This window comes from Sphingomonas sp. KR3-1 (assembly GCF_040049295.1).
Lineage (GTDB): Bacteria > Pseudomonadota > Alphaproteobacteria > Sphingomonadales > Sphingomonadaceae > Sphingomonas.
Genome location: NZ_JBDZDQ010000001.1, coordinates 1,053,486 through 1,078,719, shown reverse-complemented (window position 1 = coordinate 1,078,719; position 25,234 = coordinate 1,053,486). Strand labels below are relative to the sequence as shown.

Genomic DNA, 25,234 nt, shown 5'->3' with positions numbered 1-25,234 from the left:
GGGAGGGGCATGGGGGCTATGCCGCGCTGGTATGGGGTTCCTCCGGCACCCGACCCCATTCTTCGTCATCCCCGCCTGCGCGGGGGATGACGAGTGGGGAGATGGGAGAGGGCCTTACCTTGCCAGTGCCTTTGCGATCGCGCGGGGGAGGCCCGGGCCCTTGTAGACCAGCGCCGAATAGACCTGGACCAGCGTGGCGCCGGCATCGATGCGGCGCCTGGCTTCGTCCGGGCCGTCGATCCCGCCCGCCGAGATCAGCGGCAGCGCGCCCGCGGCGATCTCCGCCGCCTCGATCAGCTTCTCGCGGGCCAGTTCGGTGAGCGGCTTGCCCGACAGGCCGCCAGCCTCGCCGGCATGCGGCGAGCGGAGCGGCGGGCGCGAGATCGTGGTGTTGGAGACGATCAGCGCGTCGATGCGGTTGTCGAGCGCCGCCCGGATCGCGCCTTCCAGCCCCGCGCGATCGAGATCGGGCGCGACCTTGAGGAAAATCGGTGTGCCGGCGCGCGCGGCGTCGGCGGCGGCGAGCAGCTCGTCGAGTGCCGGGCGGCTCTGCAGGTCGCGCAGGCCCGGCGTGTTGGGCGAGCTGACGTTGATCGTGATGTAATCGGCATGGCCCGCCGCCTTGCCGACGCCGAGCGCATAGTCCGCGACGCGGTCGGTGCTGTCCTTGTTGGCGCCGACATTGATGCCGAGCAGGCCCTTGCGCGGCCCGAGCTTTGCGATGCGGGCAAGCGCGGCGTCGATCCCGCCATTGTTGAAGCCCATGCGGTTGATCACCGCCTCGTCCTCGACCAGGCGGAACAGCCGCGGGCTCGGGTTGCCCGGTTGCGGGCGCGGGGTGAGCGTGCCGACCTCGACCGCGCCGAAGCCCAGCGCGAACAGGCCGGGAATCGCCTCGGCATCCTTGTCGAGCCCGGCGGCGAGCCCGATTCGGTTGGGAAAGGTCAATCCTCCCAATTGGATGGGCGATTCAACCATATCGGAGCTAAAAACGCTGCCGAGCGATCCCCAGATCGCGAGCGCGCGGATCGCGGCGCGGTGCGCCCGTTCGGCGTCGAGCGAGAACAGCGCGGAGCGGAAGGTATAGGCCATGGGCATGGCCTTCGCATCGGATTTTGCCTCCGTAAAGCTGCGTATGTCGATTCCTTCCAATACCGTCCCCCGGCCCCCGGCTAGACGGGAACTGCGACCCGAGGGGTTTCCGCTCTATGGGGGAACCCTTTCCTTTTGGCCCGGTTGGCTTCGGCTGACCGGGCCACTTTTCTATTTGGCGACCATCCGGTATATTTGCGCTCAGAACAGGAATCCGAGGAGAGGAACAACTCGGATCAACGGGGCAGAACATGCGGGGCGCAACCAATATGAAACCGGCGCAGCCGGCCGAAGAGATCGACCGCGATCCGGGGCCGCAGATCGACTTCCGCAAGGCGGAGGGCGCGCTGATTCCGCACGTGGAATCCTATTATCTCTATCGCCACGATGCCGACGCGATCGAAGGGATCGAGCGCGTCGATCTCGGCCAGCTGCGCTTCGTCATCAAGGGCGAGGGCGAGGTGATCTTCCCCGACGGCCACGCCGAGAAGACGCGGCGCGTGATGATCAACGGCCCGGGCACCGCCGCGGCCCAGTATCGCATCCGCGGCCCGTTCCACTGCTTCGGCGTGTCGCTGCGCGCGATCGGCTGGAAGGCGCTGATCGGGCTGCCGGCCTATAAGGTCGCCGACCATATCGTCGATGGCGAGAAGCTGTTCTGCGAGCAGGCCGGGCTGCTCTGGCAGCAGCTCCACAAGATGGAGACGCTCGACGAGATGGTCGCGGCGATCGAGCCGCTGCTCAAGATGCGCCAGCTCGAGGTGAAGCCGGTGCCGACCGCGCATCTCGTCTTCCTGCGCGCGGTGCGCGAATGGGCGGCGACCAACGATCCGACGATCGACGATCTCTATGTGCGCATCCGCAAGAGCTCGAATATCGGCGAGCGCCAGGTCCAGCGGCTGTGCAAGGACTATTTCGCCGGCAGCCCGGCGCATCTGAAGCGCAAGTTCCGTGCGATCGGCGCGGCGATGCGCATCTATCAGGGCGCGAGTGTCGACGAGGTGGTCGAGCCCTTCTCCGACCAGTCGCACATGATCAACGAGATCAAGCAGTTCACCGGCCACACCCCGACCTCGCTGCGCGCGGGGATCGATCCGGTGCTGGCGGTGACGCTCGACAACGAGACCTTCCATTTCCTGCCCGACGTGATTCCCGAATCGGTTGACCTTCGCCGCCGTTGAGCCCATCTGCCCAATCGGAACAGATTTGTCCGATTGGGTCCGCGGCGCTTTTGCGCGGAGGGCCAGCGAAGGAATTGATGCGCCTTTCGAGCCTTGCCGACTATGCGGTCGTGATGATGTCCGCCGCGGCGCGCCATTGCGGCGCGACGTGCCGGCTCAACGCGACCACGCTTGCCGAGGAGACCGGGCTGCCGCTCCCCACGGTGCAGAAGCTGGTGAGCAAGCTCTCGTCGGCCGGGCTGCTCGAAAGCGCGCGCGGCACCGGTGGCGGCTTCCGCCTGGCGCGTCCGGCGGCGGCGATCACGCTCGCCGACATCGTCGAGGCAGTCGAGGGGCCGATCGCGCTCACCGCCTGTGTCGACGGCGGCAAGCATGATTGCTGCGTCGAGGAGACCTGCCGGGTGAAGCCGCACTGGAATGTCGTGAACGGCGCGGTAAAGGGCGCGCTTGCGGGCGTTTCGCTCGCCAGTCTGAGCGCAAATGTGAGTGAGATTGCCTGATGGCCACCAAGAATGCCGAGGCGCTCGCAGCCGCCAACAAGAAATATGAATGGGGCTTCGCCTCGAACGTCGAGCAGGAGTTCGCGCCCAAGGGATTGAGCGAGGACACGGTCCGCTACATCTCGGCCAAGAAGGGCGAGCCCGAGTGGATGCTCGACTGGCGGCTGAAGGCGTTCCGCATGTGGCAGGAGATGACTTTGCCGGAGTGGGCGAAGCTGAGCATCCCGCACATCGACTATCAGGACGCGTATTACTACGCCGAGCCCAAGCAGAGGAAGACGATCAACAGCCTCGACGATCTCGATCCCGAGATCCGGCGGACGTACGAGAAGCTCGGCATCCCGATCGAGGAGCAGAAGGTGCTCGCCGGCGTCGAGGGCGCGCGCAAGATCGCGGTCGATGCGGTGTTCGACAGCGTCTCGGTCGCCACCACCTTCCGCAAGGAGCTGGAAGAGGCGGGCGTCATCTTCCGCTCGATCAGCGAGGCGATCCGCGAATATCCCGAGCTGGTGAAGAAGTGGCTCGGCAAGGTCGTGCCGGTGCGCGACAATTTCTATTCGGCGCTGAACGCGGCGGTCTTCAGCGACGGCACCTTCGTCTACATTCCCGAGGGCGTGCGCTGCCCGATGGAGCTGAGCACCTATTTCCGCATCAATGCCGAGAATACCGGCCAGTTCGAGCGCACGCTGATCGTCGCCGACAAGGGTGCCTATGTCTCGTATCTCGAGGGCTGCACCGCGCCGATGCGCGACGAGAACCAGCTCCACGCCGCGGTGGTCGAGCTGGTCGCGCTCGACGATGCCGAGATCAAATATTCGACCGTGCAGAACTGGTATCCCGGCGACGAGAATGGCGTCGGGGGCATCTTCAACTTCGTCACCAAGCGCGCGCTGTGCGCCGGCAAGAATTCGAAGGTGAGCTGGACCCAGGTCGAGACCGGCAGCGCGATCACCTGGAAATATCCGAGCTGCATCCTGCAGGGCGACGGCTCGGTCGGCGAATTCTATTCGGTCGCGGTCACCAACGGCATGCAGCAGGCCGATACCGGCACCAAGATGCTGCACATCGGCAAGAACACCCGCTCGACGATCGTCTCCAAGGGCATTTCGGCCGGGCGCTCGAACAACACGTACCGCGGGCGTGTCCTCGTGAACGCGGCGGCGGAGAATGTCCGCAACTTCACCCAATGCGATTCGCTTCTGCTCGGCGACCAGTGCGGCGCGCACACCGTGCCCTACATCGAAGTGAAGAACCCCAGCGCGCAGATCGAGCATGAGGCGACGACCTCCAAGATCAGCGAGGACCAGATGTTCTACGCGATGCAGCGCGGACTCGACCAGGAAGCCGCGGTGGCGCTGATCGTCAACGGCTTCGCCAAGGAAGTGCTGCAGCAGCTGCCGATGGAGTTCGCGGTGGAAGCGCAGAAGCTGCTGGGGATCTCGCTGGAAGGTTCGGTCGGGTGATCAACGCGGTTCCCTGGCTGCTTTTCTCGTTGTTTGAGGCCGGGCTGATCGCCTGGTCGCTTGCCACGCGAAAAGCCTGGCACTGGGGCGCCGTGATCACGCGAGACCAGGATCCGGGCGCCTATTTCCAGTTCCTGCTCGGCGTCGCGCTGCCGATGATCCTGTCGCTCTTCATCGCATATAAGGCCTTGTGGTGGTGATGCTGACCGCCCTTCTCCTGCTCGCCCAGACCGTGCCCGCCACCCAGGCAGTCGGCACGCCGGCGGACGACGAGGCGAACATCGTCGTGCGCGCCACCTTCGGGCGCACCACGATGCTGTTCGACAAGGGTGCGGACGGCAAGCTGCGCAATTGCCGGGTGATGATCTCGAGCGGCAGCCAGCGGCGCGACACCAATGCCTGCCAGTCGACGCCGGTCTGCTATGCCAAGACCGCCGACGAAGTGACCGACTGCACCGAGATGACCGTGCTCGACGCCGCTGCGACGATCGGCGCGCCCGCGCCGGTGGCGCCTGCAGCGGGCAAGCCGGCGCTCTTCGATCTGCCCAAGCTGGTCCAGCCCAAGCCGGTGCTGTCCGCCAGCATCGTCGGGCCGAACGAGAATAGCGAGGAAAGCCGCGAGACCGAGCGCCAGCGCGTCAAGAAGATCGCGCCGCCCAGCAACCCGGCTTCGGACGGTCCGGTGGTGCGCTTCACCACCGGCAACGACCAGCACCGCGACGATACGGACAAGGGCCCCATTTTCGCGCCCAAGGAATGACGACCAAGATGTTGAAGATCACCGACCTCCGCGCCGAAATCGACGGCAAGGAAATCCTCAAGGGGCTCAGCCTCGGCGTGAACGCGGGCGAGATCCACGCGATCATGGGGCCGAACGGCGCCGGCAAGTCGACGCTCGGCTACACGCTGGGCGGCCGCCCCGGCTATGAGCCGACCGGCGGCACCGTCGAGTTCGACGGCGAGGACCTGCTCGCGCTGGCGCCGCACGAGCGCGCCGCGGCGGGGCTGTTCCTCGGCTTCCAGTACCCGGTCGAGATTCCCGGCATCTCCAACCTGCATTTCCTGCGCGAGGCGCTCAACAGCCAGCGCCGTGCGCGGGGCGAGACGCCGCTCTCGGGCGGCGAGTTCCTCAAGCTCGCGCGTGCCCAGGCCGATGCGCTGGGCATGGACGTCGAGATGCTCAAGCGCCCGGTCAATGTCGGCTTTTCGGGCGGCGAGAAGAAGCGCAACGAGATGGTCCAGATGGGGATCATCGGCCCCAAGCTCGCGATCCTCGACGAGACCGATTCCGGGCTCGACATCGATGCGCTCAAGGCGGTGGGCGAGGGGATCAACCGGATCATGCGCGCGCCCGACAAGGCCGTGCTGCTGATCACCCACTACCAGCGGCTGCTCGACTATGTGCAGCCCGATTTCGTCCATGTGCTCGAGGCGGGCCGGATCACGCGCACCGGCGGCCCGGAGCTGGCGCTGCAGCTCGAGCGCGAAGGCTATGGAGCCGTGGCGGCGTGATCCTTTCCCTGCTCCTCATGCTCCAGGAAGCGCCGCAGGACGAGATCAACATCGAGGTTGTCGGGCGCAAGCTCGCGGCGATCTCGGCGACGGTCAGCAAGGGCGCCGACGGCAAGCTCGGCTGCGCGCTCAGCGAGTCGAGCGGCTATGCCAAGCTCGACGGACAGCTCTGCCGCACGGCCACTGCCTGCGTCCGCCAGGGCGCGCGCGATTCCGCCGCGGTGAAAGCCTGCATCGACAAGCGCAAGCCCGCGCTGCTCGCCGACTTCAAGCGCAACTGGAGGGCGGGACAGTGATGCTGTTGCTCAGCCTCGCGCTCTCCGCGCAGACGGTGCCCAATCCCGAGACGGGCGAGGAAATCACCGTGATCGGCCAGAAGCTCAAGACGTGGCGTGCCAAGGTCGATTTCGGCAGGAACGGCGCCAGCTGCAAGATCAAGCAATCGACCGGCGATGCCGAGATCGATCGGATCGGCTGCACCGCGATGGAGCAATGCTGGCCGGAATTCCTGCCCGGCTTCGAAGCGACCCGCGCCAAGGGCGTTAGCGACGCGGACCGCGCGGCGAAGACCGCGGAACTCAACAAGGCGCTCGGCGCCTGCGTAATGGCGAAGCGCGAGGCGATGATCGGCGAGCTCGCCGACAAGCGCGTCGCCGCACGAAGGGCCGGCCAGTGACGCTGCTCGCACTCCCCACCGCGCGCCAGGAGGAATGGCGCTGGGCCGATATGGGCGCGCTCAAGGCCGCGGCCGAGGCGCCGCAGCACGAGACCGGCATCGATGCCGCGTCGCTGTTCCTCGATATCGAGGGGCCGCGGCTGCTGTTCGTCGATGGTCGCTTCGAGCCCGCGCATTCGCGCCCCGGCCCGGTGCAGATCACCCAGCAGGTCGCGACCACCGATCACCCGCTCGGCAGCCTCACCGATGGCGAGGGCTGGTCGCTGCACCTGGGCAAGGAACATGCCGCGCTGACCGTGCAGGTCGTCCATCTCGGCACCGGCGGCGAGAGCCATGTGCCCGCCCGGTTGATGCTGGCCGAGGATGCGGTGGCGAGCGTGGTCGAGACCTATGCGGGCAGCGGCTGGGCGAACCGGCTGACGATCCTGTGCCTCGAGCGTGGCGCGCGGCTGATGCGCTCGGTGCGGCTGCTCCAGTCGGAGGGGTTCGTCTCGCTGCGCGACGAGGCCGAAGTGGGCGAGGCGGCGAGCCTGGTCTCGATCTTCCTCGGCGCCGGCGGCATGGGCAGCCGGATCGACGGTTCGCTGCTGGTCAACGGCAAGGGCGGGTTCGCCGAGATGGGCGGCGCGCTGCTCACCAGCGGAACGCAGCGCCAGGAAGCCGCGGTCGCGGTGCGCCACGACGCGCTCGAAGGCACCTCGCGGCAGATCTGGCGGGCGGTGGCGGCGGACAAGTCGGTGGCCAGCCTCGCCGCCCGCGTCGAAGTGGCGCGCGGCGCGCAGCAGACCGATGGCGAGCAGTCACTGCGCGGGCTGCTGCTCCAGCGCAGCGCGACGGTGAACCTGAAGCCCGAGCTCGAGATCTTCGCCGACGACGTGAAGTGCGCGCACGGCGCGACGGTGGGCGAGCTCGACAAGATGGCGCTCTTCTACCTGGAGAGCCGCGGCATCGACCGCGCCCGCGCCCAGGCACTGCTCACCCGCGCCTTTGTCGGCGATGCGCTCGCCCGGATCGGCGAGGACGCGGTGCGCGAAGCGTTCGCGGCGGATGCCGAAGCCTGGCTGGACACTGCGCTATGAGCCTCTTGCAAAAGCACGGCGGCACCCCAAATGTTCCGCATATGTTCTTTTTAGCGCCCTTGCACGCACCCGCTTCCGCAAACAGGGCGCGGCTCGGGCAAAGTGAAATGATTTGCCACGACTCCCTTCACTTTGGCCGTGCGGAGGTGGCGCGATGAGCGTGGCAATCGACACCCGTCCGCTCGACCTGCTCGCCGATTTCCCGGCGATCCCGGCCGGCTGGCATTATCTCGACACCGCGGCGACCTCGCAGAAGCCGCAGCCGGTGCTCGACGCGATCAACCGCGCCTATGGCGAGACCTATGCCACCGTGCATCGCGGCGTGTACCAGCGCTCGGCCGACATGACGCTCGCCTATGAGGCGGCGCGCAAGCGGGTGGCGCGGTTCCTCGGCGGCAAGGAAGCGGAAGTCGTGTTCGTCCGCGGCGCGACCGAGGGGATCAACCTGGTTGCGCAGTGCTGGGCCGGGACCCAGCTCAAGGCCGGCGACCGCATCCTGCTCTCGACGCTCGAGCATCATTCGAACATCGTGCCCTGGCAGATGATCGCGGAGAAGGTCGGCGCCGAGATCGACGTGGTGCCGCTCACCGCCGACCAGCGCATCGACCTCGACGCGATGGCGGCAATGCTCACCGAGCGGCACAAGCTGGTCGCGCTTGCGCATGTCTCGAACGTGCTCGGCTCGGTGCTCGACGCCAAGCGCGCGACCGAGCTGGCGCACAATGTCGGCGCCAAGATCCTGCTCGACGGCTGCCAGGCGGTGCCGCGCATGCCCGTCGACGTCGCCGAGATCGGCTGCGACTTCTATGTGATGTCGGGGCACAAGCTCTACGGGCCGACCGGGATCGGCGTGCTCTGGGGCCGCTACGAATTGCTCGACGCGATGCCGCCCTATCAGGGCGGCGGCTCGATGATCGACCGGGTGACCTTTGCGAAGACCACCTTTGCGCCGCCTCCGGGCCGGTTCGAGGCGGGGACGCCGCACATCGTCGGCGTGGTCGCACTGCATGCGGCGATCGATTATGTCGACGGCATCGGGCTCGAGCGCATCCACGCGCATGAGGCGGCCTTGGTCACCCAGGCACGCGAGGCGCTGACGCAGCTCAATTCGGTCCGGCTGTTCGGCCCCGCCGACAGCGCCGGCATCGTCAGTTTCGCGGTGGAGGGGGTGCACCCGCACGACGTCGCCACCATATTGGATGAAGGCAATGTCGCGATCCGCGCCGGGCACCACTGCGCCCAGCCGCTGATGGACGCGCTCGGCGTGCCGGCGACGGCGCGGGCGAGCTTCGGGGTGTACAATGGCGCGGACGACATCGCTGCGCTGGTCGCTGGAATAGAACGGGTCACAAGGATCTTCGGATGAACGAAGAGCGTAAGATTGAAGTCGAGGAAGTGGAGGCCGTGGCGGCCCCGCCCAAGGCGCGCGTCGATGATGCGGTTGAAGGGGTGGCGGAGACGTTCGAGCGCAAGCGCGACTATCTCTCGGGTTTCCTCTCGCAAAAGCCGCAGGCGCTGTCGGGCACCGAGCCGGGCGGCGAGCTCTATGAGGCAGTGATCACCGCGCTCAAGGAGATCTACGATCCCGAGATCCCGGTGAACATCTACGATCTCGGCCTGATCTACGGCGTCGACATCACCGCCGACGGCCATGCCGCGGTGCAGATGACGCTGACCACGCCGCATTGTCCGGTGGCGGAATCGATGCCCGGCGAAGTCGAGCTGCGCGTCGGCTCGGTGCCGGGGATCGGCCATGCCGAAGTCAATCTCGTCTGGGATCCGCCCTGGGACCCGCAGAAGATGAGCGACGAGGCCAAGCTCGAACTGGGGATGCTGTGATGAACGCCACGACCCGCATTCGCCCCGCCGCGCTGATCCTGACGCCGGCCGCCGAGCAGCGCATCGCCGATCTGATGGCCAAGGCGCCCGCGGACGCGGTGGGAGTCAAGCTGTCGACGCCGCGGCGCGGCTGTTCGGGGCTGGCCTATTCGGTCGACTACGTCACCGAGGCCAAGCCGTTCGACGAGAAGATCGAGACGCCGGGTGGCACTTTCTATGTCGACGGCAGCTCGATTCTGTACCTGATCGGCTCGACGATGGACTGGGTCGAGGACGACTTCACCGCCGGCTTCACCTTCCAGAACCCCAATGCCAAGGGCAGCTGCGGCTGCGGCGAGAGCTTCACGGTCTGACGATATAGTCGTCATGCCGGCGAAAGCCGGGATCGCATGCCGCGAGCCGCCATCGCCTGAGGTCCCGGCTTTCGCCGGGGTGACGGCCTGGCTCAGTCCGCCCCCGCTGCGCCGTCGCATTTCTCCGCCCGGCCCCAGGCGGTGCCCGGCCCGGTCTCGAGGAGTTGTTGCTGGCGCAGCGGCCAGCTCTTGAAGAAGTCGATGCCCGTGTCGGTCTCGATGTCGGCGATCGACTTCACATATTGCTGCGGATTGTCGAAGCGCGAGCCGATCTTGACGTTGGGCAGCACGAAGCCGACGACGCGCACTGCCTTGGGATCGTAGACGATCTTGTAGAAGCTGCCGGGCACGACGACCTTGTCATGGCCGATCACGCCCTTGGGGTTCTCGTAGATCGGGCCGGTGATGACGTAGAGCTCGTCATGCCCACCGCACAGCACCCAGCCGCGGACCGTGTCCTCGAGCACGCGCCAGATGCCGCGGTTGAAGCCGATGCCGACCTGGGGCGACATGTTGGAGAAGAAGAAGCTCTGGTCGTTGACGTTCTGGTCGAACGCGGCGTCCGCCGCAGGGGCTTGGTGGCCGCGGTCGTAGAGGCGGGGGACATAGTCGGTGTCGTCCGCATCGACCGTGCCGAGCAGCGGGTCTTCCTTGAAATTGTCCTTGCGCTTGGCCGGGCCGCGCAGCTCGGCGGCGGAGAGGCGCTCCATCACCCAGTCCGGGCTGTGGGTGGCGCTGTTGTAGGAGAGGATATAGCCACGCCGGCAGACGATCCGCTGGGTCGTCGCGGCATCGTCGCCGCGGACGAAGGGCAGGTCGATGGCATAGCGCTGAAGGCAGGTCTTCAGGTCCATGTCGCTAACCATCGGAACGCTCGCGCCCGTTGGTGGCACTGTCGGTTGCGCGACGACAATCCGCTTCGATGGCGGCGGTGCCGAGGGTTTCGACGTGGAGATTCCGCTTGCGGCTGTGATCACCAGCGGAGCGGCCGCGCCCAGAAAGAGCGTGGCACTGCGTCCCTTGCCCATCGATCAGTCCTGCGTTCCGGTGGTGGTATTCGGATCGGTGGTGGTGCTTGGATTTGTGGTGGTGTTCGGATTGGAGGTGACGGTCGTGGTCGTGCCGGTCGTGCCGATATTCTTCGACACCTCGATCGCGGCATCCGCGCTCTTGCTGTCGCCGGCCGCCTTGATCGTCTTCGAGGCCGCGTAGGTGCCACCGCTGATGCCGAGCAACCACAGGGCATGCTCGGGAATTTCCACGAAGCTGCCCGATTCGAGGCAGAGCACGAGATAGATGCCGGCGATCACGAAGGTGAAGATCAGCAGCTGAAGGCGCGCCATGCTCGCCTTGGGTTTTTCAGGCGGCTCGGGCTTCTGGCCCAGCGCCTGCGCGGTCATTTGCGCATGGGGATCGGCAGGCTCTGACAGAAGATAGGCAAGATCGATTTTGCCTTTAAAGAGATCCCACAGAATCTTGATCGCGAAGCCGGCGATCAACACCATGATGGTGATGGCCACGCCCGCCGAAATATATCCCCAGAACCCAGTTATCATGGCTCTTCCCCCCGGTTTCTATCGGCTCAGCAGCTTCCCTCCGATGAATGCGATATGGCTGCCCAGCAGTGCGGCGAGGAGTGGTGTCGGAATGTCCGGCAACCCCTTGCCCACGGGCTGGCTCAGCGCGATCAGCACATAGATGGCTGCAAAGCAGATCGTGATGAGTAACAATTGCCCCCGGTGGAAGCTGAAGCTGCGGCTACCGGGGTTGCAGGTAATGCAGTCGATCACGATTTTATCTGTCATGATCCTGTAAGCTACAAGTAACAACAGCGCGGCGAACCAGCCGAGAATGGACCATTTAGCCAGCAAGGCGATGCTTACCAAAGTCATTGCCTCGAAAGTCTCATCGGCCGTAACGACTGTCAATCAAGTGGAACCGTTCTGGTGGCGATCGCCCGTGCGCTTCCCAGGGTGACGCGGGCGCCGGCGCGCGATAGAGCGCAGGGCTCCCCCAAGGAGAGACAAATGCCGATCCCCAGACCCTGGCACGCCGACCCCGCCCGCTATGACGGGCGCATGCCCTATCGCCGCTGCGCCCGCTCGGGACTCGACCTGCCGGCGATCTCGCTGGGGCTGTGGCAGAATTTCGGCGGCGAGGACGTGTTCGAGACCGGTCGCGCGATGCTGCGCCGGGCATTCGACCGCGGCGTGACGCACTTCGACCTCGCGAACAATTACGGCCCGCCCTATGGCTCGGCCGAGGAGAATTTCGGCCGCGTGCTGGCGAGCGACTTCGCGCAGCACCGCGACGAGCTGGTGATCTCGACCAAGGCCGGCTGGGACATGTGGCCGGGCCCGTATGGCGATGTCGGCGGATCGAAAAAGTATCTGGTCGCCTCGTGCGACCAGAGCCTCAGGCGTATGGGGCTCGACTATGTCGACATCTTCTATTCGCACCGCGTCGACCCCAGGACTCCGCTCGAAGAGACGATGGGCGCGCTCGCGCAGCTCCACCGCCAAGGCAAGGCGCTCTATGTCGGCATCTCCAGCTATTCGCCTGAGCTGACGCGGCAGGCCGCCGCGATCCTGGCCGAGCACAAGGTGCCGCTACTGATCCACCAGCCGAGCTATTCGATGCTCAACCGCTGGGTGGAGGGCGAGCTGCTCGACACGCTGGGCGAGCTCGGCACCGGCTGCATCGCCTTCTCGCCACTGGCGCAGGGCATGCTGACCAACAAATATCTGGGCGGCGTGCCCGGGGATGCGCGCGCCGCCAAGGGCGGCTCGCTGAACCAAGGGCTGCTGTCGGACGAGAATATCGCACGCATCCGCGCGCTCCACGCGATCGCGCAGACGCGCGGGCAGACGCTGGCGCAGATGGCGATCGCCTGGGTGCTGCGCGATCCGCGCGTCACCTCGGCGCTTATCGGCGCGCGCACCGTCGAGCAGCTCGACAACTCGCTGGACGCGGTGAACAATCTCGATTTCAGCGCCGCGGAGCTGGCCGAGATCGATCGGCATGCAACCGATGGCGCGCTCGATCTTTGGAAGGTCTCGTCGAGCATCCAGGAACTGCCCGGACAATGAGCGTCGCCTTCCGTCGCGAGAGTGACGAGGAACACAAGGAACCCAAGTTCGAGCTGCCGTTGCCGGCCGGGGCCAATCTGGTCACGCGGCGCGGGCTGGCGCTGATCGAGGCGAAGGTCGTCGAACTCGAGGCCGCGGTCGCCGCCGAGGGCGAGGACGAGCCGCGCGAAGTCCTCAAGCGCGAGCTGCGCTACTGGAACACCCGCCGTACCACTGCGCAGATCGCGCCGGTGCCCGAGGACGGCGTCGTCGGCATCGGATCGCGCGTGCGCATCCGCATGAACGGCAGGGAGCGGGTGATCGACCTGGTCGGCCATGACGAGGCGGATCCTTCGGCGGACCGGCTCGCCTTCCAGGCGCCGCTCGCCCAGGCGCTGATCGGCGCGGAGGAAGGCGAGAAGGTCGATTTCGGCGGAAGGCCGCAGGCGATCGAGATACTCGGTATCGAAACGATTCCGGACTGAGCCAAACTGCGGATAGGATGCGGGCATGACTCGCCTGCTCCTCGCCGCCGCGCTGCTCGCCTCCCCCTCGCTCGTTGCCGGCGCCCATGCGCAACCCGACGCTGCCCGGTGGAAGGCGGAAGCGGCGCGGGTGACGATCACGCGCGACGACTGGGGCGTGGCGCATATCCGGGGCGCGACCGATGCCGATGCGGTGTTCGGGATGATCTATGCCCAGGCAGAGGACGACTTCAACCGCGTCGAGACCAACTATCTGGTGAGTCTGGGCCGGCTTGCCGAGGCGGAGGGCGAGGGCGCGATCTGGCAGGATCTTCGCCAGCGGCTGTTCGTCGATCCCGAGGTGCTGAAGGCCGACTATGCGAAGAGCCCGGCCTGGCTGCGCACGCTGATGGACGCCTGGGCGGACGGGCTGAACTATTATCTCGCCACGCATCCGGAGGTAAAGCCGCGGGTGCTCACCCGGTTCGAGCCGTGGATGGCGCTGAGCTTCTCCGAAGGCAGCATCGGCGGCGACATCGAGCGGGTGCCGCTCAGCCAGCTCGAGGCGTTCTACGGCAAGCAGAAGCTGGCGATGACCGAGGCCGAGAAGGGTCTGGTCTTCAAGGAGCCCAAGGGCTCGAACGGCATCGCGATCGCCCCCAGCCACACCCGTGACGGCCATGCGCTGCTGCTGATCAACCCGCACACCAGCTTCTTCTTCCGCGCCGAGCAGCAAGTGACGAGCGGCGAGGGGCTCGACGCCTATGGCGCGGCGACCTGGGGGCAGTTCTTCATCTACCAGGGCTTCAACGCCCAGGCGGGCTGGATGCACACCTCGAGCGGCGTCGACAATGTCGACGAGTTCGCGGAAGACATCGTCAGCAACGTGCAGGGCACGGTCTTCGGCTATCATTATGGCAGCGAGACGCGGCCGGTGACGGTCAGGCCGATCACGCTCTCCTATCGCGCGGCGGATGGCAGCCAGGCACAGCGCAGCTTCCGCACCTATGCGACGCATCACGGCCCGATCGTGCGCGTAGCGGACGGGAAGTGGATCGCGGTCGCGCTGATGAACAAGCCGGTCGAGGCACTGCAGCAGAGTTTTCTCCGCACCAAGACGCACGACTATGCGAGCTTCCTCAAGGTGGCGGAGCTCAAGGCCAACAGCTCTAACAACACGCTGTTCGCGGACTCGAGGGGCGAGATCGCGTTCCTGATGCCGCAGTTCATGCCGGTGCGCGACGATCGCTTCGATTATCGCAAGCCCGTGGACGGCAGCGATCCGGCGACTGACTGGAAGGGGCTGCACAGCCTCGCCAGCCTGCCCCAGGCGGTGAACCCGAAAAATGGCTGGGCGTTCAATTCGAACAACTGGCCCTGGACCGCGGCGGGCGCCGACAGCCCCAAGGCGGCGGACTTCCCCCGCTATTTCGACCAAGCCGGCGAGAGCCCGCGCGGGATCCATGCGCTCAAGGTGCTTAACGCGCGCGCCGACTTCACGCCCGAGACGTTGCGGCAGGCGGCCTATGACAGCTTCCTGCCCGCCTTCGACCGGCTGCTGCCCGGTTTGGTGCGCACTTGGGAGGAGCTGCCCGAAGGCGATGCGCGCAAGGCGAAGCTTGCCGAACCGGTGGCGCTGCTCAGGGGCTGGGACCGCCGCTGGGGCGCGGAGTCGACCGCGACGTCGCTGGCGGTGTTCTGGGGCGAGGCGCTCTGGGCGCCTTCGGCCCAGCCGGCCAAGGATGCCGGGCTGTCGGTATGGGACTATATGGCCGAGCGGGCCAGCGACGCGCAGCGGATCGACGCGCTTGCCTCAGCGATCGACCGGCTCACCCAGGACTTCGGCAGCTGGCAGGTGCCCTGGGGCGAGATCAACCGCTTCCAGCGCAACGACGGCGGGATCGTCCAGAAGTTCGACGACGCCAAGCCGAGCATCGCGGTGCCCTTCACTTCGGCGCAATGGGGCTCGCTCGCCTCGTTCGGCGCCAAGCGCTGGCCGGGGACCCGGCGATACTACGGCACCAGCGGCAACAGCTTCGTCGCGATGGTGGAGTTCGGGCCGAAGGTGAAGGCCTGGGCGGTCACCGCCGGCGGCGAGAGCGGGCATCCGGACGCGAAGCACTTCGCCGACCAGGCCGGGCGCTATGCGGCGGGCGATCTGCGGCCGGTGTATTTCTACCCCGAGGATCTCAAGGGGCATGTCGAGCGGGTGTATCGGCCGGGAAACTGATCGCGCTTGCAATGTAGGATTTCGAATGTTCTCCAAATGTTCTCATTGTCGCCGAGTCGGCGGAATGAGGATTTGGGAGAACATGTATGAGCGTATTCACGGTGGAAACGATCGGGGCCATGCAGGCCCTGACCAAGGCCTCGCTAGCGGACGGCGATGCCGCGCTGGTGCTGGCGCCGGAGCGTGGCGGTTTGTTCGGCTGGGATTCGGCCGCGACGACGACCGAAGATGGCGGCACCGTCTTCGAGGCCGACGAAGGCGGCGCGGGGCGCTGGTCGCGGGATGAGAATTCCTGCCTCAGCGTCAAATGGTTCGGCGCGACGGGTACCGGCTCGGACGACACCGCTGCACTGAATTCGGTGCTGGGCGCCCTGGGCGGTGGCGGCCTGACCGGAAGGTACCAGACGCGCTGGCCCTATGGCGGATATGGCGTCACCCAGATCCGGTTCGACGTCGAGGGCGCCAATCACGAGTTCGCCCATTCGATCCTTTACGGCCTGTCCACGACGACGCTGGCGAGCTGTGTCGATCTACGTGGCGGCCTCGGCTGGTACAATGGCATGAAGGTGGTCTGTGCCAACGAGTCGCGTGGCAATTACGAGGCCGGCGTCCATCACTACACCAATGCGTTGCCGGGCGACCCGCGCGGCGAGGACCAGCACTATCCCGGCTATCTCGACGTCAACGACCTGATGATCCACGGCTTCGATCTCGGCCTGTGCATCGGCGCGCTGCCAAGCCAGGGAGAGATTTACGGCCAGACGGCGACGCGGCCGGACGACGAGGCGATCAACGCCCCGCTTTCCGAGCTGGTCTATACCAATCCGCGCATCGTCTATTGCCCCAAGGGCCTCAACATGCGCCAGCCGAACGGCAAGGTGACGGTGCTGGGCGGCCGCATCCACAGCGAAAGCGACGACTGGTCCGGCTATGATACCAGCCAGACCTATGCCGTGGCAGTGACCGATCCGGGTTCGGAACTGACGCTGATTGGCGGCACGATCGAACATGTCCAGGGCGGGGGCGGTGGGTTCCTCGCCGCTGTCCATGCCGGCCGTCTCGCGATCCTCGGCGCGGTGATCGAAACGACGGTGCCGAGCTATGTCGATACCAACGGGCATCTGCACCTCGATGCGATTTCGAACAACGGCATCAACACCGCCAGCCGCGCCTATCTCGAGGTCGGGCCGGATGCCCGCGGCGGCTTCTCGATCGCGAACAGTCCGATCCTGTTCCCCTATACCCATCATGCGCAAAGCGGGGCGGATTCGATGGTGACGGCGGTGGACGGGCCGGCGGGCGACCATCAGCCGAACCCGTCGTTCGTCTGCGACTTCGACAATTGCGACCTTGTCGAAGTGCCGGTGGCCTTTTCGGGCGCGAGCTATGTGCCGCTGGTGCGCGGCGTGCAGGCGCATTTCCGCAACTGCCGGATGCGGACCGTGGATTCGGAAGGCGAGACGGTCGACACCTGGCTGCTTGACGACGGCGCCGACCTGTTGGCCGGCAGGATCGACCGTTGCGGACGGACCGTGGCGAGCTATCCGCAGACCAGTTCCGGCAGCGGCGGCGGCTGGAGCTTCACGGTGAGCGGGTCGGGCAGCCAGTTCGGCCGGGAGGCGAGCGACCTGCCGAGCGTGGACGGTCTTGCCATCGGCTCCGCGCTTCGCCTCACCGGCGGCAGCGGCTTCGGCGAAGTGCTGGCGCGATCGGCGGCAGCATCGATCAAGCGCGACAGCCTCAACCTGCTCCGGGGCTTCATCAAGGCCGGAAACAGCGCCGCGGTGATCGTCATTCGCGTCGAATTCTTCCGCTTCGGCGAGAGCAGTTCGTTCGATTCGATCGACGTCTTCGCGGGGCCGGAAAGCGAGTTCGGGTCCAGCTGGCAGCCGCTCATGCTGCCGTTCGTGGCGCCGGCAGAAGCGGAAGCTTTCAAGCTGGTGGTCGATGTCTCCAATGGCAGCGACGTGATCCTCACCGAGCTCTCGGTGCGGTAAATCCCGTTCGGGAGCGTTCCGCCGTGGCGGGACGCTCCCGTCTTTTCTAGAACGGCAATTCCTCCCCCAGCCGCTCCTCGAAGTTCGACACCGTCACTCCGACCAGCCTTATCCCCTTGGGCGTCGGCAGCACCGAGCGGATCAGCGACAGGCTCATCTCGTGCAGCGCCTCGCGGCGGTCCACCAGCCCGGCGGTGAGGCTGCGGCTTCGGGTGATGATCTGGAAGTCGCCATATTTGATCTTCACCGTGACGGTGCGGCCGAATTCCTGCGCCTTTTCGCACCAGGTCCAGACTTCCTCGGCCATCTCGAGCACGCCGGCCTCGATCTCGGCCGGCTCGGTCAGGTCGCGGTCGAAGGTGGTCTCCGAGCCCGAGGACTTGCGGATGCGCTCGGCATCGACCGGGCGGTCGTCCTCGCCACGGGCGATCGCGTAATACCAGTCGGCCGAGCTGCCGAAATGGGCGCGGAGGAATTCGATCGGCTTGGCACGCAGATCGGCGCCGGTCTCGATGCCGAGGCCCTCCATCTTCTTCGCCGTCACCGGGCCGACGCCGTGGAAGCGCTTGACCGGCAGCGTCTCGACCCAGGCGGCACCCATGTCGGGCGTCACCGCGAACTGGCCGTTGGGCTTGCGCTGGTCCGAGGCGAGCTTGGCGAGGAACTTGTTGTACGAGATGCCGGCCGAGGCGGTGAGCCCGGTCTCCGCGAGGATGCGCGCCCGGATCTCCTTGGCGGTGGCCCAGGCGGTCTCGATCCCGCGCAGGTTCGCGGTGACGTCGAGATAGGCCTCGTCGAGCGAGAGCGGCTGGATGATCGGGGTGTAGTCGGCGAAGATCGCGTGAATCTGCTTCGAGACCGCGCGATAGACCTCGAACCGCGGCTTGACGAAGACGAGCTCAGGGCAGCGCCGCATCGCGGTGACCGAAGGCAAGGCGGAGCGCACCCCGAACTTGCGCGCCTCATAGCTCGCCGCCGCGACCACGCCGCGCGCCGCGGCATAGCCGACCGCGACTGGCCTGCCCTTCAGCGCGGGATCGTCGCGCTGCTCCACCGACGCGTAGAAGGCATCCATGTCGACATGGATGATCTTGCGGACCGGCGGCGCGGTCATCCGTCTTCGTGCGGGTCCAGCGCGGCGGCGAAGATGCGGGTGAGGCGCTTCTCGAAACGCGCGCTTTCCGCGTCGCTGCACGTGCTGGGATCGACGGCGAGCGTGTTGTGCATGATGCCCATGCCCATCAGCACGGCAAAGGCCATGGCGGCGCGCATGTCGGCATCCGCGCCGCCGATCTCGCGCGCGACGGGGCCGAGGATGTCGGCGTCGATCGTCTCGCGGATGATCTGCCCGGCCTTGGGCGAGCCGATCGAGTGGAGCAGCGTCAGGATGCGCTCGATATGGATGTCGCGCTCGTCCTGCGGCACGTCGCCCTTGTCGAGGAAGAGCTGGGCGAAATGCGCGGCGAGATTGTCGCGCGTCGCACCGTCCATGATGTCCTTGTCGTCGTCGCGCAGCGTCTCCCGGAACAAGGCTTCCTTGCTGCCGAAATAGCGGCTGACCAGCGCCGGGTCGACGCCGGCATCGCCCGCGATCTCGCGCAGGCCGACATTCTCGTAATTCTCGCGCGCGAAATGCCGGCGGGCCGAGGCCAAGATGGCCTGGCGCGTCGCAACGGCGTTGCGGTGCCGCGACGGAACCGGTGGGATCATGGGCAATTTCCCTAACACGGCGGTGAACATAGTCAACCGATGTGGACATATGTCACCCGTCGTTGACAAGTTCCCGGAAGCGGCCTAGCGGGGCCAAATCGGAAGTCGTTCGTTTCAAGCAACGACGCCGCGGAGGATGTCCGGCCAGGGGCACGGATTTAGGGATCGAACATGCACTCGAAGAACCGCCAGCTGCTTATCCCGGCTCTCGCAGCCGCGCTTGCTCTCGCCGGCTGCGGCGGTGGCGGGGCGCAGCCGCCCCAGCAGGGCGCGCCGCCCGTCACCGTGTCTGCGCCGCTGGTGCAGGACGTGGTCGACTGGGACGAGTTTGTCGGCCGCTTCGAGGCGATCCAGAATGTCGAGGTGCGCCCGCGCGCGACCGGCTATCTGCAGGGCGTGTGGTTCAAGGACGGCCAGTTCGTCCGCAAGGGCCAGCTGCTCTTCACCATCGATCCGCGCCCGGCCCAGGCCGCCGTCGCCCAGGCCGCCGCGCAGGTGGCGCAGGCCAAGGCCGCGATGGCCAATGCGCAGACCGAATATGCCCGTTCCGAGGCGCTGGTTGCCCAGCGCGCGGCCAGTCAGGAAGAGCTCGAGCAGCGCCGTGCCACGGTCCGCTCGACGGCCGCGCAGGTCGCCGCCGCGCAGGCGAACCTCCGCGCGCGCCAGCTAGATCTCGGCTTCACCCGCGTCGTCGCGCCTTTGAGCGGCCGCATCTCGCAGCGCAATGTCGATGTCGGCAACACGGTCGCCGCGGACACGACGGTGCTCACCACGATCGTCTCGGTCGATCCGCTGCATTTCGTCTTCCAGGGCTCGGAAGCGCTGCTGCTCAAGTATCAGCGCCAGGGCACCGGCGCGCAGAACGGCACCCCGGTGAAGATCAAGCTCTCGGACGAGAGCGACTATAGCCACACCGGCTCGCTCGATTTCGTCGACAATGCGCTCGACGCCGGCGCCGGCACGATCCGCGCCCGCGCGATCGTCGCCAATCCGGGCGGCTTCCTGAAGCCCGGCATGTTCGGCTCGGCCCGGCTCGAGGCCTCGCGGCCCTATCCGGCGCTGCTGGTGCCGGACACTGCAGTGATGGCCGACGCGGCACGCCAGATCGTCTTCGTCGTCGACAAGACCAATACGGTGACCGCGCGCCCGGTGCAGACCGGGCCGTTGCGGGGCAATTTGCGCGTGATCCGCTCGGGGCTCACCAAGGAGGACCGGGTGATCATCGACGGCACCCAGCGCGCCCGGCCGGGCGTGAAGGTCACGCCGCAGCCGGGCAAGATCGCGCAAGACCCGGCCGCCGCCTCCGCGCCGCCCTCCGACGCGCCAGCTTCCACCGCGCTGCCCGCCGGCAGCCGCTGAGGAGCGCGGACATGAGTGAACCCCAGGAAACCACGGGCGAGAAGCCCGTGCGCAGCGGCATCTCGAGCTTCTTCATCGAGCGGCCGATCTTCGCGGGCGTGATTGCGGTGTTCATCACCCTGATCGGCGCCTTCTGCTATCCGCTGCTGCCGCTCTCGCAATATCCGGAGATCGCCCCGCCGACGATCTCGGTCCAGGCCAGCTATGCCGGCGCCTCGCCCGAGATCATCGCCGAGACGGTGTCCGCGCCGCTCGAGCAGGAGATCAACGGCGTCGAGGGCATGCTCTACATGAGCTCGTCCTCCACCCAGGGCGCTGGCCAGGTGACGGTCACCTTCAAGCCGGGCACCGACCTCGATGCCGCACAGGTGCTGGTGCAGAACCGCGTCAACCTGGCGTTGCCGCGCCTGCCCGCGCAGGTCCGCCAGATCGGCGTGACGGTGAACAAGCAGGAATCGGGCTTCCTGATGATCGTGGCGCTGACCTCGCCCGACAACAGCCTCGATGTCGATTACATGGGCAATTACGCCAACACCGTGATCCGCGACCGGCTGCTGCGCCTCGAAGGCGTCGGCACGGTGCAGATCTTCGGCGGCGGCAACTACGCGATGCGCGTCTGGATCGATCCGGACAAGGCGGCGGCGCGCAACCTGACCGCGGCCGAGATCATCGCCGCGCTCCAGGCGCAGAACGTCCAGACCGCGGGCGGCTCGCTCGGCTCGGCGCCGACGGGCAAGGACAATCCCTCGTTCGAAGTGCCGGTGGATGTGCAGGGCCGCCTCGCCAGCGTCGAGCAGTTCGGCAACATCACGATCAAGTCCGATCCCAGCGGCGCCTCGCTCACCAAGCTGAGCGACGTCGCGCGGATCGAGCTGGGCAGCCAGGATTATTCGATCCGCGGCTCGTTCGGCGGCAAGCGCGGCATCGCGCTCGCCATCGTCCAGCAGCCGGGGGCCAACTCGCTTTCGGCCGCCAAGCTCGTGCTGAGCGAGATGGAGACGCTCAAGAAGGACTTCCCCCAGGGCCTTCAATATTCCATCCCCTACAACCCGACCGAATATGTCTCGGCATCGGTCGACGCCGTGCAGCACACGCTGCTCGAGGCGGTGTTCCTCGTCGTCGTCGTCGTCGTGATCTTCCTCCAGACCTGGCGCGCGGCAGTGATCCCGATCGTCGCCATCCCGATCGCGCTGGTCGGCACCTTCGCGGTGCAGCTGGCGCTCGGCTTCTCGATCAACTCGCTGTCGCTCTTCGCGCTGGTGCTCGCGGTCGGCATCGTCGTCGACGACGCGATCGTCGTGGTCGAGGCGGTGGAGAAGCATATCCGCGCCGGGCTGGCGCCGCGCGAGGCCGCGCACCTGACGATGAAGGAAGTGTCCGGCGCGCTGATCGCGATCGGCCTGGTGCTGGTCTCGGTGTTCATCCCGACCGCGATGGTCGGCGGCATCCCGGGCATCTTCTACCGCCAGTTCGCCGTGACGATCGCGGCTGCCTCGGCGATCTCGCTGCTCGTCTCGTTGACGCTGTCGCCGGCGCTCGCGGCGCTGCTGCTCAAGCCGCACCACGATATCGATGCGGACTCGGGCCCGCGCTGGATGCGCCCGATCAAGGTCGGCGCCGAGAAGTTCAACCAGGGCTTCGACTGGCTGTCGGACCGCTATGGCCGCGTCACCGGCCGGGTGATCCGCATGGGCCTGATCATGATGCTGATCTATGCCGGCCTGCTCGCGCTGACCGGCTGGCGCCTGACCGCCACGCCGACCGGCTTCATCCCCGAGCAGGACCAGGGCTTCCTGATCGGCATCGTCCAGCTGCCGCCGGGCTCGTCGCTCGAGCGCACCAGCGCCGTGGTCGACAAGGCGTATGACATCGCCGCCAAGACGCCCGGCATCCTCGAGGGCGCGGCCTTTGCGGGCCTGGACGGCGCGAGCTTCAGCCAGGCATCGAATGCGGGCGTGTTCTTCATCAAGCTGAAGGACTGGTCCGAGCGCGGCAAGGACCAGAGCGCGACGGCGCTCGCCGGCCAGCTGACCGGCGCGATCGCCGGGCAGATCAGCGGCGCCAACATCTTCATGATCTCGCCGCCCGCGGTGCAGGGCCTGGGCAACGGCTCGGGCTTCGTGATGATGGTCGAGGACAAGTCGGCCAACGGCGGCTGGCGCGGCCTGGAGAGCGCAACCGGCGCGATGATGGGCGCGGCGATGCAGGAGAAGAAGGTCACCCAGGTCTTCTCGCTGTTCAACACCGCCAACCCGAAGATCCGCGCCGATGTCGACCGCGACAAGGCGCAGATCATGGGCGTCGAGCCCGGCCAAGTGTTCGATGCGATCAGCACCTATATCGGCTCGACCTATGTCAACGACTTCAACCTGCTCGGCCGCACCTTCCGTGTGACCGCGCAGGCCGAGCCGACCGCGCGCGACGACATCAGCGATATCGGCCGGCTCCAAGTGCGCTCGAAGAGCGGGGCGATGGTGCCGCTCTCGGCCGTGGCGACGTTCAACCGCGACTCCGGCTCGTCGCGCGTGGTGCGCTACAATCTGCTGCCGGCGGTCGAGCTGCAGGGTGCTGCGGCGCCGGGCGTCTCGTCTGGCGATGCGCTCGGGGCGATGGAAGCGATGGCGGCCAAGACGCTGCCGCCGGGCTATGGCTTCGAATGGACCGGGCTTGCCTATCAGCAAAAGGCTGCGGGCAGTTCCTCGGCGCTGATCTTCGTGCTCGCCGTGGTGTTCGTGTTCCTCGTGCTGGCAGCCCAGTATGAAGCGCTGACGCTGCCGCTGGCGGTGATCCTGATCGTGCCGATGTGCATCCTGGCGGCGCTGCTCGGCGTCAACCTGCGGGGCATGGACAACAACATCCTCACCCAGGTCGGCCTGGTCGTGCTGATCGCGCTCGCTGCCAAGAACGCGATCCTGATCGTCGAGTTCGCCAAGCAGGGCGAGGAAGAGGGCATGAACCGGTTCGATGCGGCGATCCACGCGGCCCGCTCGCGCCTCCGCCCGATCCTGATGACCTCGTTCGCGTTCATCTTCGGCGTGATCCCGCTCGCGATCGCCAGCGGCCCGGGCCAGGAAATGCGCCAGTCGCTCGGCACCGCAGTGGTCTTCGGCATGCTCGGCGTCACCGTGTTCGGCCTGATCTTCACGCCGATCTTCTATGTGCTGATGCGCCGTTGGGGCGGTGGCCGCGTGAGCAAGGAAGCGCCGGCGGAACCCACGGACACGCCTGCGACCGCGACGGGAGAAGCGCAATGAAGCGGACCCTCACCCTCATCGCCGCGGGCCTGAGCCTGTCGGGCTGCGTGGTCGGCCCCAACTATGTCTCGCCCGCACCCAAGGCGCCGGCACAGGGCAGTCTCAGCGAAGCCAATGCGCCTGCATTCGTCGCCAACGAGCCGCCGGCCGACTGGTGGCGGATGTTCGACACGCCGGTGATCGACCGGCTGGTCGGCGAGGCGCTGGCGGCGAACACCGACCTGCGCGTGGCGGCGGCGAACCTGCGCCAGGCGCGCGCGGTGCTGCGCGAGACGCGCTCGGCCCGACTGCCCAGCACGACGATCACCGCGCAGGGCGGCTATGGCCAGACCTCGGGATCGACGCTCGGGCTGAACGGCGCGGGGCCGCGCGGCGACAGCTACGATGTCGGCTTCGACGTCGGCTACCAGGTCGACCTGTTCGGCAAGATCACCCGCGCCATCCAGGCGGGCCGCGCCGATGTAGAGGCGAGCCAGGCTGCCTATGACCTGGCCCGCGTCACCGTCGTCGCCGAGACGATCCGCGCCTATTCGGATGCCTGCGCCGCCGGCCAGCAGCTCGCCGTTTCCGCGCGGACGCTCAAGCTGCAGGAAGACACCTACGACCTGACGCGCCGGCTTGAAGCGGGCGGGCGCGGCACGGGGCTGGAGACCAGCCAGGGCCAGGCGCTGCTCGAGCAGACCCGCGCGACGGTTCCGGTGTTCGAGGCGCAGCGCAAGGCCGCGCTTTTCCGCCTCGCGGTGCTCACCGGCAAGCCGCCGGCAGAGTTCCCCACCGATGTCGCCAGCTGCGAGACGGTGCCCACCGTCAAGCAGGCGATCCCGGTCGGCAATGGCGCGACCTTGCTCGCCCGCCGTGCCGATGTCCGTGCCGCCGAGCGGCGGCTTGCCTCGGCGACCGCGCAGATCGGCGTCGCCACCGCGGACCTCTATCCGAACGTCTCGATCGGCGGCTCGATCGGCTCGACCGCCAATTCGCCGGAAGGGCTGTTCAAGAGTTCGGGACTCAACTTCAGCATCGGGCCGCTGCTCTCGTTCAGCTTCCCGAACATGAGCGTCGCCCGTGCCCGCATCGCCCAGGCAAAGGCCGGGGCGGACGCCGCGCTCGCGACGTTCGACGGCACCTGGCTGACCGCGCTGCAGGACACCGAGACGGCGCTTTCGGCCTATGTCGCGCAGGGCCAGCGCGTCGAGGCGCTGCGCCGCGCGCGCGATGCGAGCGGCGAGGCGGCCCGGATCGCGCGGCTGCGCTATCGCGCCGGCGCCGAGGGCTTCCAGACCGTGCTCGACGCCGAGCGCTCCGAAGCGTCGAACGAGCTGCTCCTGGCTCAGGCCGAATCGAACTTTTCCGACGCGACAGTCTCCCTGTTCCTCGCGCTTGGCGGGGGATGGCAGCAGTCTCCCCAGGGCTGAACCTGCCAACCCCCGCCCCCGCGACCCCGCGTGCCGTTCGGCGCG

General features: G+C 67.1%; 25 protein-coding genes. 19 read left to right on the top strand and 6 right to left on the bottom strand.

What is annotated here, in order from left to right:
* Positions 1 to 114: 114 nt before the first annotated feature.
* On the bottom strand, positions 115 to 1,092 hold the full coding sequence (locus ABLE38_RS05355) for a quinone-dependent dihydroorotate dehydrogenase (RefSeq protein WP_348973123.1): 978 nt from the start codon (positions 1,090 to 1,092) through the stop codon (positions 115 to 117).
* 269 nt (positions 1,093 to 1,361) lie between these two features.
* On the opposite strand from ABLE38_RS05355, the gene ABLE38_RS05350 reads away from it, so the two are divergent.
* The 12 genes from ABLE38_RS05350 (at position 1,362) to ABLE38_RS05295 (ending at position 9,695) form a co-directional block, all read left to right on the top strand.
* Positions 1,362 to 2,273 carry a helix-turn-helix domain-containing protein gene (locus ABLE38_RS05350; protein ID WP_348973122.1) on the top strand — a complete coding sequence of 304 codons (912 nt, stop codon included), beginning with the start codon at positions 1,362 to 1,364 and terminating at the stop codon, positions 2,271 to 2,273.
* A gap of 77 nt (positions 2,274 to 2,350) precedes the next feature.
* Positions 2,351 to 2,773, top strand: coding sequence for an SUF system Fe-S cluster assembly regulator (locus tag ABLE38_RS05345; RefSeq protein WP_348973121.1), 423 nt, complete (start codon positions 2,351 to 2,353; stop codon positions 2,771 to 2,773).
* Positions 2,773 to 4,236, top strand: a complete 1,464-nt coding sequence (gene sufB, locus ABLE38_RS05340; RefSeq protein ID WP_348973120.1) for a Fe-S cluster assembly protein SufB — start codon at positions 2,773 to 2,775, stop codon at positions 4,234 to 4,236. Before ABLE38_RS05345 ends, sufB begins: the two co-directional genes overlap by 1 nt.
* Positions 4,233 to 4,436, top strand: a complete 204-nt coding sequence (locus ABLE38_RS05335) for a hypothetical protein (protein ID WP_348973119.1) — start codon at positions 4,233 to 4,235, stop codon at positions 4,434 to 4,436. The genes sufB and ABLE38_RS05335 overlap by 4 nt, the downstream gene beginning before the upstream one ends.
* Complete coding sequence (locus ABLE38_RS05330; RefSeq protein WP_348973118.1) at positions 4,436 to 4,996, top strand: hypothetical protein; 561 nt, start codon at positions 4,436 to 4,438, stop codon at positions 4,994 to 4,996. The genes ABLE38_RS05335 and ABLE38_RS05330 overlap by 1 nt, the downstream gene beginning before the upstream one ends.
* 8 nt (positions 4,997 to 5,004) lie before the next feature.
* Positions 5,005 to 5,748, top strand: coding sequence for a Fe-S cluster assembly ATPase SufC (gene sufC / locus ABLE38_RS05325; protein ID WP_348973117.1), 744 nt, complete (start codon positions 5,005 to 5,007; stop codon positions 5,746 to 5,748).
* A complete protein-coding gene (locus ABLE38_RS05320; protein WP_348973116.1) occupies positions 5,745 to 6,044 on the top strand; it encodes a hypothetical protein in 300 nt (99 codons plus the stop codon). Before sufC ends, ABLE38_RS05320 begins: the two co-directional genes overlap by 4 nt.
* A complete protein-coding gene (locus tag ABLE38_RS05315) occupies positions 6,044 to 6,424 on the top strand; it encodes a hypothetical protein (protein WP_348973115.1) in 381 nt (126 codons plus the stop codon). Before ABLE38_RS05320 ends, ABLE38_RS05315 begins: the two co-directional genes overlap by 1 nt.
* On the top strand, positions 6,421 to 7,503 hold the full coding sequence (locus ABLE38_RS05310; protein ID WP_348973114.1) for a SufD family Fe-S cluster assembly protein: 1,083 nt from the start codon (positions 6,421 to 6,423) through the stop codon (positions 7,501 to 7,503). The genes ABLE38_RS05315 and ABLE38_RS05310 overlap by 4 nt, the downstream gene beginning before the upstream one ends.
* A 154-nt stretch (positions 7,504 to 7,657) precedes the next feature.
* Entirely contained in the window at positions 7,658 to 8,869 is a 1,212-nt protein-coding gene (locus tag ABLE38_RS05305; protein ID WP_348973113.1) for a cysteine desulfurase, read from the top strand.
* Complete coding sequence (locus tag ABLE38_RS05300) at positions 8,866 to 9,342, top strand: SUF system Fe-S cluster assembly protein (RefSeq protein ID WP_348973112.1); 477 nt, start codon at positions 8,866 to 8,868, stop codon at positions 9,340 to 9,342. The genes ABLE38_RS05305 and ABLE38_RS05300 overlap by 4 nt, the downstream gene beginning before the upstream one ends.
* Entirely contained in the window at positions 9,342 to 9,695 is a 354-nt protein-coding gene (locus ABLE38_RS05295; protein WP_348973111.1) for an iron-sulfur cluster assembly accessory protein, read from the top strand. The genes ABLE38_RS05300 and ABLE38_RS05295 overlap by 1 nt, the downstream gene beginning before the upstream one ends.
* Before the next feature lie 92 nt (positions 9,696 to 9,787).
* On the opposite strand, the gene ABLE38_RS05290 is transcribed toward ABLE38_RS05295, so the two are convergent.
* The 3 genes from ABLE38_RS05290 to ABLE38_RS05280 all read right to left on the bottom strand — a co-directional run bounded on the left by ABLE38_RS05290 (position 9,788) and on the right by ABLE38_RS05280 (position 11,587).
* Entirely contained in the window at positions 9,788 to 10,561 is a 774-nt protein-coding gene (locus ABLE38_RS05290; protein ID WP_348973110.1) for a DNA/RNA non-specific endonuclease, read from the bottom strand.
* Positions 10,562 to 10,726: 165 nt separating this feature from the next.
* Positions 10,727 to 11,215, bottom strand: coding sequence for a hypothetical protein (locus tag ABLE38_RS05285; RefSeq protein WP_348973109.1), 489 nt, complete (start codon positions 11,213 to 11,215; stop codon positions 10,727 to 10,729).
* A gap of 54 nt (positions 11,216 to 11,269) precedes the next feature.
* Positions 11,270 to 11,587 (bottom strand): hypothetical protein, encoded by a 318-nt coding sequence (locus tag ABLE38_RS05280; protein ID WP_348973108.1) that lies wholly within the window; start codon positions 11,585 to 11,587, stop codon positions 11,270 to 11,272.
* 135 nt (positions 11,588 to 11,722) lie between these two features.
* On the opposite strand from ABLE38_RS05280, the gene mgrA reads away from it, so the two are divergent.
* From mgrA to ABLE38_RS05260, 4 genes are all read left to right on the top strand, one after another.
* Entirely contained in the window at positions 11,723 to 12,784 is a 1,062-nt protein-coding gene (gene mgrA / locus ABLE38_RS05275; protein WP_348973107.1) for an L-glyceraldehyde 3-phosphate reductase, read from the top strand.
* Positions 12,781 to 13,248: a GreA/GreB family elongation factor gene (locus tag ABLE38_RS05270; protein ID WP_348973106.1), complete on the top strand. Its 468-nt coding sequence runs from the start codon at positions 12,781 to 12,783 to the stop codon at positions 13,246 to 13,248. Before mgrA ends, ABLE38_RS05270 begins: the two co-directional genes overlap by 4 nt.
* A gap of 25 nt (positions 13,249 to 13,273) precedes the next feature.
* On the top strand, positions 13,274 to 15,457 hold the full coding sequence (locus ABLE38_RS05265) for a penicillin acylase family protein (RefSeq protein WP_348973105.1): 2,184 nt from the start codon (positions 13,274 to 13,276) through the stop codon (positions 15,455 to 15,457).
* 86 nt (positions 15,458 to 15,543) lie between these two features.
* Positions 15,544 to 17,454, top strand: a complete 1,911-nt coding sequence (locus tag ABLE38_RS05260) for a hypothetical protein (protein ID WP_348973104.1) — start codon at positions 15,544 to 15,546, stop codon at positions 17,452 to 17,454.
* Between the two features lie 46 nt (positions 17,455 to 17,500).
* Here the strand turns inward: ABLE38_RS05260 and dinB are convergent, their stop codons facing one another.
* Together dinB and ABLE38_RS05250 are read right to left on the bottom strand one after the other, a co-directional pair.
* Complete coding sequence (dinB, locus tag ABLE38_RS05255; RefSeq protein WP_348973103.1) at positions 17,501 to 18,568, bottom strand: DNA polymerase IV; 1,068 nt, start codon at positions 18,566 to 18,568, stop codon at positions 17,501 to 17,503.
* Positions 18,565 to 19,164, bottom strand: coding sequence for a helix-turn-helix domain-containing protein (locus ABLE38_RS05250; RefSeq protein ID WP_348973102.1), 600 nt, complete (start codon positions 19,162 to 19,164; stop codon positions 18,565 to 18,567). The genes dinB and ABLE38_RS05250 overlap by 4 nt, the downstream gene beginning before the upstream one ends.
* 171 nt (positions 19,165 to 19,335) lie before the next feature.
* Between ABLE38_RS05250 and ABLE38_RS05245 the strand changes: the two genes are divergently transcribed.
* The 3 genes from ABLE38_RS05245 to ABLE38_RS05235 are packed head-to-tail and all read left to right on the top strand — an operon-like array spanning position 19,336 to position 25,189.
* Positions 19,336 to 20,523: an efflux RND transporter periplasmic adaptor subunit gene (locus ABLE38_RS05245; protein WP_348973101.1), complete on the top strand. Its 1,188-nt coding sequence runs from the start codon at positions 19,336 to 19,338 to the stop codon at positions 20,521 to 20,523.
* 11 nt (positions 20,524 to 20,534) lie between these two features.
* Complete coding sequence (locus ABLE38_RS05240) at positions 20,535 to 23,777, top strand: multidrug efflux RND transporter permease subunit (RefSeq protein WP_348973100.1); 3,243 nt, start codon at positions 20,535 to 20,537, stop codon at positions 23,775 to 23,777.
* Complete coding sequence (locus tag ABLE38_RS05235; RefSeq protein ID WP_348973099.1) at positions 23,774 to 25,189, top strand: efflux transporter outer membrane subunit; 1,416 nt, start codon at positions 23,774 to 23,776, stop codon at positions 25,187 to 25,189. The genes ABLE38_RS05240 and ABLE38_RS05235 overlap by 4 nt, the downstream gene beginning before the upstream one ends.
* The last annotated feature ends 45 nt before the right edge of the window (positions 25,190 to 25,234 follow it).

Coding starts and splice junctions, on each gene's coding strand:
- ABLE38_RS05270 (WP_348973106.1), top strand. CDS start 12,781: ATGAGCGTCGCCTTCCGTCGCGAGAGTGACGAGGAACACAAGGAACCC.
- ABLE38_RS05290 (WP_348973110.1), bottom strand. CDS start 10,561: ATGGTTAGCGACATGGACCTGAAGACCTGCCTTCAGCGCTATGCCATC.
- ABLE38_RS05260 (WP_348973104.1), top strand. CDS start 15,544: ATGAGCGTATTCACGGTGGAAACGATCGGGGCCATGCAGGCCCTGACC.
- sufC (WP_348973117.1), top strand. CDS start 5,005: ATGTTGAAGATCACCGACCTCCGCGCCGAAATCGACGGCAAGGAAATC.
- ABLE38_RS05315 (WP_348973115.1), top strand. CDS start 6,044: ATGCTGTTGCTCAGCCTCGCGCTCTCCGCGCAGACGGTGCCCAATCCC.
- ABLE38_RS05235 (WP_348973099.1), top strand. CDS start 23,774: ATGAAGCGGACCCTCACCCTCATCGCCGCGGGCCTGAGCCTGTCGGGC.
- ABLE38_RS05250 (WP_348973102.1), bottom strand. CDS start 19,164: ATGATCCCACCGGTTCCGTCGCGGCACCGCAACGCCGTTGCGACGCGC.
- ABLE38_RS05245 (WP_348973101.1), top strand. CDS start 19,336: ATGCACTCGAAGAACCGCCAGCTGCTTATCCCGGCTCTCGCAGCCGCG.
- ABLE38_RS05330 (WP_348973118.1), top strand. CDS start 4,436: ATGCTGACCGCCCTTCTCCTGCTCGCCCAGACCGTGCCCGCCACCCAG.
- ABLE38_RS05300 (WP_348973112.1), top strand. CDS start 8,866: ATGAACGAAGAGCGTAAGATTGAAGTCGAGGAAGTGGAGGCCGTGGCG.
- sufB (WP_348973120.1), top strand. CDS start 2,773: ATGGCCACCAAGAATGCCGAGGCGCTCGCAGCCGCCAACAAGAAATAT.
- ABLE38_RS05345 (WP_348973121.1), top strand. CDS start 2,351: ATGCGCCTTTCGAGCCTTGCCGACTATGCGGTCGTGATGATGTCCGCC.
- ABLE38_RS05280 (WP_348973108.1), bottom strand. CDS start 11,587: ATGACTTTGGTAAGCATCGCCTTGCTGGCTAAATGGTCCATTCTCGGC.
- ABLE38_RS05350 (WP_348973122.1), top strand. CDS start 1,362: ATGAAACCGGCGCAGCCGGCCGAAGAGATCGACCGCGATCCGGGGCCG.
- ABLE38_RS05240 (WP_348973100.1), top strand. CDS start 20,535: ATGAGTGAACCCCAGGAAACCACGGGCGAGAAGCCCGTGCGCAGCGGC.
- mgrA (WP_348973107.1), top strand. CDS start 11,723: ATGCCGATCCCCAGACCCTGGCACGCCGACCCCGCCCGCTATGACGGG.
- ABLE38_RS05265 (WP_348973105.1), top strand. CDS start 13,274: ATGACTCGCCTGCTCCTCGCCGCCGCGCTGCTCGCCTCCCCCTCGCTC.
- ABLE38_RS05355 (WP_348973123.1), bottom strand. CDS start 1,092: ATGGCCTATACCTTCCGCTCCGCGCTGTTCTCGCTCGACGCCGAACGG.
- ABLE38_RS05295 (WP_348973111.1), top strand. CDS start 9,342: ATGAACGCCACGACCCGCATTCGCCCCGCCGCGCTGATCCTGACGCCG.
- ABLE38_RS05305 (WP_348973113.1), top strand. CDS start 7,658: ATGAGCGTGGCAATCGACACCCGTCCGCTCGACCTGCTCGCCGATTTC.
- dinB (WP_348973103.1), bottom strand. CDS start 18,568: ATGACCGCGCCGCCGGTCCGCAAGATCATCCATGTCGACATGGATGCC.